The following is a 6,334-nucleotide window of genomic DNA, read 5'->3' as shown; positions in this document are numbered from 1 at the left end:
CCCCGCGGGGGGCCCCGGGGGGGGGGGGGGGGGGGGCGGGGGCCGCCCCCCCCCCGGGCGGGGGCGGGGGGGGGGGGGGGGGGGCCCCCCCCCCCCCCCGCGGGGGGGGGCCCCCCCCCACGAGGGTGGATCAGGCGTTGGGGTCGAACGGGATCCCGGACGGCTTGGAGTTGGCGAGGGTGGAGTTGAACCGGGCGTCGTTGATCTTGATGGTGGCCGAACCGAAGTCCGCGTTCATGAGCTTGTCGCGGAAGCCCGCGGGGTAGCCCTCCCAGCCGACGAGCCGGGGGTAGAACCAGCCGCCGGTGGCGTTCTCCGCGGGCTCGTCGTTGGTGTTGGCGAAGCGGAAGCAGTGGGTCGAGGCGCCGTCCTTGTGGTACACGATCTTGGGGTGGGTGCCGTCGAAGCGGATCGCGGAGCGCGCGGCGATCTGGTAGCCGGAGTGCTGGGACGCGGCGACGTACTCGACCTGGTTGTTGTGGATCCAGACCACGACGTGCTCCCAGTCGTGGGTGTGGCCGATGGCCGCCGGGCCGAGGGTGGCCTGGTCCTTCTCGAAGTAGCTGGCGTACACGACGGCGCACCAGTCGTTGTTGCACTTCTCGCGCGAGTACGTGTTGGCGTTGGCCAGCTGGGCGTAGTCGTGGCAGTGCCCGTTGACGTCCCCGCCCAGCTTCAGGCCGGGGTTGAGGGTGCCGTCGGCGCCGATCGCGGCCGTGGTGTAGCAGCCGTCCCCGTCGTAGTCGTAGGCCGGGGAGAAGGACTGCTCCAGGCCGTCGGCGTTCTGGGGCAGGAGCTGGAGCACGGAGGCGTTCGCCTCGGCGGGGAAGGCCAGGACCGCCATCGCGCCCAGGGCGGTCGCGACAGCGCCCAGACGGAGACGGCCGGGGCGCCGGGTGCGGGACGTCGTTTCAGCGGGATTGTTTTTCGCCGACCTCAGGCTGCGCACGAGAACTCCTCGGCATAAAAGGGGGCAAGGTTTCTTCTTGAGAATTCCTTGCCCGAGGACTGACGGTTTCGCGCGACGAAGGTTTCCGGCCGTGCCGGAGCGGCCGGAGTGGTCATCTCCGGCCTGAACTCCGCCTGTTGATGCGTCGACAAGTTATCCGAGGCCGATCCGGTGGCGCAAGCACGCATTTCCCGAGCGGCATTCCCGACATGTCCCGGCTTCCGATGGGGAACGGTAAGGGAAAGGGACCGGCAAATTAAATACTGCTGTTGATCGGCCGACGGCCCGGGGCGTTATGAGTGCGCCGCCTGGAAAGCCCGGCCCGCCGCCGTGGCCGTCGTGCCGTCGGTGAACAGGCCGCTGCTCGGGGCGGAGGCGTCGGCCCCGAGTCCGAACCAGGCATAGCGCTGGAGCCAGGGCAGGCCCTCCAGCGCCTTGGTGGAGGCCGTGACGAAGGCCGCCTGCTGGTCGGCGGAGGGGAAACGGGTGCCGTGGGAGAAGTCGATCAGCGCGTACTCGGTGAGCCAGATCGGCTTGTGGTACCGCTCGTGCACCGCGTTCAGGTAGGACGTCAGCTGCCCGACCGCCTCCGGCGTGCGGAAGTCGCCGCCGTACCAGTGGAGCGTGATGAAGTCGACGCGGTAGCCCTTCGCCTCCGCCCCCGACATGAAGCGGTCCAGCCAGCCGCCGGGGGTGTCGCCGCCGTAGGCGACCGCGGGGCTGCCGAGGACCTTGCCCGCGTCCATGAGCTGCGGCCACAGCGAAAGCGCCTGCTCCACCGTCATGTTCGACTGCTGGGCCATGTCCGGTTCGTTGAAGCCCAGCAGGTACGGGCCCTGGGACCGGGCCTGGGACAGATTCTGCGGGGTGACGGAGTCACGGCCCCAGATCATCGGGACGAATCCGACCGAGGGCGGGCTCGTCACCTCCGAGTGCGTGGTGGACCAGGTGTAGTACCAGCTCGCGCCGGACGCGGCGAGCGCCTTGCTCACTCCGGGGAAGGTCCACACGCCCACGCCCTTCTTGGACGTGGAGGCGACGTGCACCGCGGGCGGTGCGGCCGGTGCCTTGCGTGTGGGCTTGGGCGTGGCCTTCCTCGTCGGTGACTTCGACGCGCTCGGGGAGGGGGAGGGGCTCGCGGAGCGCGCCGAGGGGGACGGCGTGGCGGTGGCCGCGACGGCGGGTGCGGAACCGGCCGGCAGCGCGGCCTTCCCGGGGGTGTCGGACGAGCCCGTCGTGAGCCCGGCGGCCACCAGCGCCACGGTGACCACGGCCGCGACCGCGGCCCCCGAGACGACCGGCGCGCCGAACACGCGCGACGCGGGCCGGGCGGCCCGGTGCGCGTGCCGCGCGCCGTTGACCGCCTTGTGCCCCGCGGAGTTCCCCGAACCGCCCGACGACCCCGAACCGCCGGAGAAACCCGGGTCGCCGGTCCCCGCGGCCGTCCCCGCCCCGCGCACGACGGCCGCGACCACTCGCGCCGGGTCGAGCGCCGGGGGCACCGCCAGCAGCGGCAGCCCGCTCAGCAGGCGGTCCATGGGGAACAGCCCCTCCTCCATCCCGCCGCACACCGGGCACCCGCGCACATGCCGCGCGAAGCGCTTGCGCCACAGCGGGCTCGGCACGCCGTCCCAGTTGTCGGCCGGCGCCTGCAGCCCGGCGCACCGGGGCGTGGCGTTGAGGGCCCGCACCACCACGCGGGCGGCCTCCACCTGCTTCTTCATGCGCTGCACCCGTACGGCGGCGTGCCGGTCCGACAGGCCCAGCGCGGAGGCGAGTTCGGGCCGGTCCAGCTCGCCGCTCTCCTCCAGCCACCACAGCGACAGCAGTTCCCGGTCGTCCTCGTCGAGCCACCGGGTGGCCTCGGCGACCTCGCGGCGCTGTTCGGTCAGACCCAGCCGCAGGATCGTCAGTCCGGCGAAGTCGAGGCCGGGGTCGGGTATCTGCTCGGCGGCCTCCAGGCCCGCGCTGCGGTCCCGGGCCGTCGCGCGCAGCCGCGCGTGGTCACGGACCTGCCGGATCGTGATCGCCACCAGCCACGAGCGGAACGCCCCCGGGTCCCGCAGCTCCGTCAGCCCCCGCACCATGCGCAACAGCGTCTCCTGTACGACGTCGTCCACGTCGGCGTGGCCGTTGAGCGCCCGGCCGACGATGTTGTAGACGAGCGGCAGGCACTCGGCCACCAACTGGTCCAGCGCCCGCGGGTCGCCCGCGCGTGCCGCCACCACCACCCCGGCGCCGGGTCCGCTCCGGTGGGTCTTGCGCATGTGACTCCACTCTTCCCTTCGTACCGGCGCCCCGTGGCGCGGCACTTGGTCTCGCTGCCCTGACCCGTCCGGCCCGCGCGCGCGGGCCGGACGGGGATGCCTGCACATAGAGGAGACGGCCGGCCGCGGCCCGGACAACACAAATCTCGCGGGATCGCCGCACGGATTTGTGTTGTCGGGCGCCCCCGGGCGCGGTCCCCGATACGTGCGCACGCACCAGGTGAGGACGAGGAAGGCACAAGGATGGCACGACGCAGTCGGCACGGAGCGAGGTCCCCGCGGAAGCGGCGCTGGGCCTTCGCGGCAGCAGCGGTCGCGGTGACGGTTCTGGCGGTCTACGGCGCCCTGACGCAATTCGGCGCGGGCGACGGCCCGGCGACACTGGCGGTGACGGCCGGACGGGACGCGGCCTCGGCCGAGCCCTCCTCCGCGGCGGCGCAGGGGACGACGCCGGCCGCCTCGCCCTCGGCCTCCCCCTCGGCGAGCCACCGGCCCTCCGGCTCGCCCGGCCCCTCGGCGAAGACGGGCAAGCGGCCGCCCCGCGGCGCCAAGGCCACGCCGAAGGCACCGGCTTCGCAGGCCGTGGCCCCGGCCGGCAGCCGGGCGATCACCCTGGTCAACCGTACGCAGGAGACGATCTGGGCCGTCGTCACCGACTCCCCGGCCTACCCCGAAGGACGCCGGCTCGCCCCCGGGCAGAGCACGTCGCTGACCGTGGGCAACAAGTGGGGCGGCCGGATCTGGGGCCGCACGGGCTGCGCGACGACGGCCGCCGGCGCCTGCCGCACCGGTGACTGCACCAGCGTGTGCACCGGCCCCAACCCGCCCACCACGCTGGGGGAGTTCACCTTCGACGCGTACGCCGGCCTGGACTTCTACGACGTGAGCATGGTCGACGGCGCCAACCTGCCCATGTACATCAACATCTCCCACACCACCAGCACCGACCCGGTGAGCGCCTCCGGCTGCTACAAGGGCACGTGCACGAGCCCCGTGGTCTGCCCGAGCGCCATGCAGGCCAAGGCCGGCGGCCAGGTGATCGGCTGCAAGCCGCCCTGCGCGGCGTTCGGCGGCGACGCGTACTGCTGCCGCGGGGCGTGGGCGGGCCGCACCAACTGCGTGCCAGCGAAGTGGCCGGTCGACTACACCCAGGTCTTCAAGAAGGCCGCGCCCTATGCCTACTCCTACGCCTTCGACGACTCGGCGACCATGTCCTGCAAGGGGGCCTGCTACTACCGCGTCACGTTCGGCACCACGGGGTAGCCCCGTCCCGGCTCGGGTCCGGTCAGGTGAGCAGGGCGGCCGTGAACGTCTCGCGGTGGTTCACGAGCCAGCCCTGTACGCGGTCCCAGCGCTGCCAGCCGCCGCGCTCGGCCAGGACCCTGCCGTACTCGGGGTCGCCGGCGGCCACGCGGCCGGCGACGAAGGCCCGGCAGGACGCGGTGGCCGCCTCGACGACGCTGGGCAGTTCGGCGCGCTCCCGCGGGGAGAGGCCGTAGCCGTCGGCGAGGACACGCAGCCGAGCCGGGGCGTCCAGTCCGGCGGGGTAGAGGGACGCCGCGGACTCGGGATCGAGCATCGGCACCCAGTAGCGCGCGGTCATGGCGAGGTCCCACAAGGGCCTGCCGGGCGCGGCCAGGTCGAAATCGATCAGGGCCGCCGCCCGGCCGTCGCGGAAGACGACGTTCTCCGGGCACACGTCGTTGTGGCACAGCATCGTCCCCCCTTCCGGATCGGCCAGGGCCCGGGGCCACTCGGCGCGCGAGTCGACCGGGACGGCCGCGCTCGCCTCGTGCAGGCGCCGCAGGAGGCTGCCCACGGACCGCAGCGCGGTCTTTGTCATCGCCCAGCCGGGGAACGGTGGCAGGGCGACGTCACCGGGGACCCAGGTCAGCTGCTCGCGGCCGTCGCCGGTGAGACGCACAGGGCTCGGGGCCGCGTCGAAGCCGCGTTCCGCGAGGGCGCGGAGGTAGACGTGCAGTGCCGGAGCGGTCCGCGGAGCCGGCCGTTCCACGAGGGCGCCACGACGCAGCACCGCACCCGCGTTCATCATGCCGCCGGCCAGTGCCTCGCCGTCCGCCGCCCCGCTCCCGGTCGCCATGCCGGTCACGGTAACGTCAGTTCGGCCGCGGGCGGCAGCCGGCGACGAGCACCGGCCCGCCGGGGACGGTGGGGAACCGCCGTACGTCCCGCAGGCCGCGGGCGGTCAGGACGGCAGCCATCCGGTCGGCGTCGTGGGCGGAGCCGCCGTTGCGCGCGGCGTTCCAGCGCCCGACCGCCCGGCGGAGCCCGTCGGGGGACGGTGAGCCGGCCCCCGCCACGAGCCAGCCGCCGGGGACGAGCGCGTCGACCAGCCGGGGCAGGGCGGACTCCAGGACCGCCTCGGACAGGAAGGGGGCGGGCAGCCACACCAGGTCGTACGCGGACTGCTCGGAGGTGTCGGCGACATCGCGGCGGAGCAGGGTCACCCGGTCCGCGGTCCCGGGCGACGCCTGCGCCAGTTCACCGCGCGCCAGGTCCAGCGCGCGTTCCAGTACGTCGATGCCGGTGACCCGGGCGCGGGGGAACGCCTCGGCCAGCGCGAGGGCCAGCGCGGCCACCCCCGTGCCGACGTCCAGGATGCGGCCGCCGTCACCGGCCAGGCGGTCGCCCAGGCCGGGCAGTTGCGGCACGATCCGGCTGCCGAGGGCCCGGCCGACCGCGGCCGACGCCCGGCCCTGGTGGAGCAGGACACGGTCGTCCAGCGCCGCCCAGCCGCCGGAGCTCTCGCCCGTCGCCGCGGTCAGGGCCTGGCGCATCGAGCTGAGGCGCGCCTCCACGGCGCTGCGGGCCGTCGGCCCGTCCGGCGGGACCAGCGACGGGTGCGGGACCAGCGCGGCCCCCTCCCGGCGCACCAGGCCGGCCTCCTCCAGGACCGCGGTGCGGCGGGGGTCGGCGGCCAGCACCTCGGTGAGCGGCGCGGTCAGCGCGTCGTGCAGCGTGCCCACCATCGCGGCCATGGCCCAGGTGGCGGCCTCCAGCACGGCGGCCGGGTCCTCGTCGAGGGGCAGGACGGGACCGGACGGCGCGGGTGGGGTGGACATGGGCGGGGCCTCCTCGTCGTACGGCTTGCACAGCA

The 6,334-nt window shown here is 74.3% G+C and carries 5 protein-coding genes; 1 reads left to right on the top strand and 4 read right to left on the bottom strand.

The genetic code is table 11. From position 1 onward, the window contains the following. Window positions 1–130 precede the first annotated feature (130 nt). A complete protein-coding gene (locus ACFYXS_RS20595; protein WP_389250824.1) occupies window positions 131–844 on the bottom strand; it encodes an NPP1 family protein in 714 nt (237 codons plus the stop codon). Window positions 845–1,242: 398 nt separating this feature from the next. Continuing rightward, window positions 1,243–3,216 carry a sigma-70 family RNA polymerase sigma factor gene (locus tag ACFYXS_RS20590; RefSeq protein ID WP_389250107.1) on the bottom strand — a complete coding sequence of 658 codons (1,974 nt, stop codon included), beginning with the start codon at window positions 3,214–3,216 and terminating at the stop codon, window positions 1,243–1,245. A 243-nt stretch (window positions 3,217–3,459) separates the two neighbouring features. On the opposite strand from ACFYXS_RS20590, the gene ACFYXS_RS20585 reads away from it, so the two are divergent. Then, window positions 3,460–4,479 carry a thaumatin family protein gene (locus tag ACFYXS_RS20585; RefSeq protein WP_389250105.1) on the top strand — a complete coding sequence of 340 codons (1,020 nt, stop codon included), beginning with the start codon at window positions 3,460–3,462 and terminating at the stop codon, window positions 4,477–4,479. 22 nt (window positions 4,480–4,501) lie between these two features. Here ACFYXS_RS20585 and ACFYXS_RS20580 read toward each other — a convergent pair whose 3' ends face one another. Together ACFYXS_RS20580 and ACFYXS_RS20575 are read right to left on the bottom strand one after the other, a co-directional pair. Continuing rightward, the gene (locus ACFYXS_RS20580) at window positions 4,502–5,317 is read right to left on the bottom strand and encodes a phosphotransferase enzyme family protein (RefSeq protein WP_389250104.1); all 816 of its coding nucleotides are present in this window, start codon (window positions 5,315–5,317) and stop codon (window positions 4,502–4,504) included. Window positions 5,318–5,333: 16 nt separating this feature from the next. Continuing rightward, entirely contained in the window at window positions 5,334–6,299 is a 966-nt protein-coding gene (locus ACFYXS_RS20575; protein ID WP_389250103.1) for a class I SAM-dependent methyltransferase, read from the bottom strand. Between the last annotated feature and the right edge of the window lie 35 nt (window positions 6,300–6,334).

It is taken from the genome of Streptomyces sp. NPDC002574, assembly GCF_042889545.1.
Classification (GTDB): Bacteria; Actinomycetota; Actinomycetes; order Streptomycetales; family Streptomycetaceae; genus Actinacidiphila.
Note: the sequence above shows the minus strand (reverse complement) of the source record. Positions and strands in the feature narration are given on the sequence as shown.

Bases quoted from the DNA above. Each gene is read 5' to 3' on its own strand.
- ACFYXS_RS20580 (WP_389250104.1), bottom strand. From the start codon at position 5,317: ATGGCGACCGGGAGCGGGGCGGCGGACGGCGAGGCACTGGCCGGCGGC.
- ACFYXS_RS20575 (WP_389250103.1), bottom strand. From the start codon at position 6,299: ATGTCCACCCCACCCGCGCCGTCCGGTCCCGTCCTGCCCCTCGACGAG.
- ACFYXS_RS20585 (WP_389250105.1), top strand. From the start codon at position 3,460: ATGGCACGACGCAGTCGGCACGGAGCGAGGTCCCCGCGGAAGCGGCGC.
- ACFYXS_RS20595 (WP_389250824.1), bottom strand. From the start codon at position 844: ATGGCGGTCCTGGCCTTCCCCGCCGAGGCGAACGCCTCCGTGCTCCAG.
- ACFYXS_RS20590 (WP_389250107.1), bottom strand. From the start codon at position 3,216: ATGCGCAAGACCCACCGGAGCGGACCCGGCGCCGGGGTGGTGGTGGCG.